Annotated in this window: 1 protein-coding gene; it reads right to left on the bottom strand. The window is 47.8% G+C overall.

The window, feature by feature from the left end; all coding sequences use genetic code 11:
• Nucleotides 1-27 precede the first annotated feature (27 nt).
• The coding region (locus tag R8N28_RS25900; protein WP_318183743.1) for a type II secretion system F family protein at nucleotides 28-852 on the bottom strand (825 nt) is incomplete at its 5' end.

Genomic DNA, 852 nt, shown 5'->3' with positions numbered 1-852 from the left:
TAATTTAGACACGCCTTAATTCGAATATTATCCGCTCATCAAGTTATTCATTTCTAGCATCGGCATCAAGGTCGCCATGACAATGAATAACACCAATCCAGCCATTAATGCGATCAAGGCAGGAGTGAACACTCCCAACGCAATATTGACCGTAGATTCAAAGTTTTGGTCTTGGTTGTCCGCCGCACGCGTCAACATGCTTTCTAACTCACCACTCTGCTCACCACTGGCGATCATATGCAGCATCATCGGTGGGAATAGACGGGTTTGATCCAGAGCTTTACGCAAGCTTGCCCCTTCACGGACGTTGTCTGCAGCAATCAACACTTGCTGCTTTACGTAACGGTTCGACATCACATCAACCGCCACTCGCATCCCTTCAAGAATTGGGATCGCACTTGAAGTACAGATCGACAAGGTACGAGCGAAACGAGCGGTATTGAGACCTTTAGAAATCTTACCGACGAGCGGCAAGCTGATGATTTTTCTGTCCCAAGACAAGCGAAAATCTGGTTTTTGCAATGCCAGTTTTAAGCCATAAAAACAAACTACTAGCACGGCAAAGATAATCAGCCCCCACTCTTGGACGAACTCACTAGCCGCCAGCAAAAATTGCGTCGACTGTGGCAGCTCTTGCCCCATTTGAATGATCGGCTCGATGATTTTGGGTACCACAGTCGCCAACAAGAACGAGACAATCGCCACCGCAAACACCACTAACACGACAGGGTAGATCATCGCTTGCAACAGCTTAGAACGCATTTTCTGACGGTTTTCGACGTACTCTGCCAAGCGCTCTAAAACCGTATCAAGGTGACCAGATTTTTCACCCGCGGCCACCATAGAGCGAAA

Source organism: Vibrio sp. Vb1554 (genome assembly GCF_033344235.1).
Note: the sequence above shows the minus strand (reverse complement) of the source record. Positions and strands in the feature narration are given on the sequence as shown.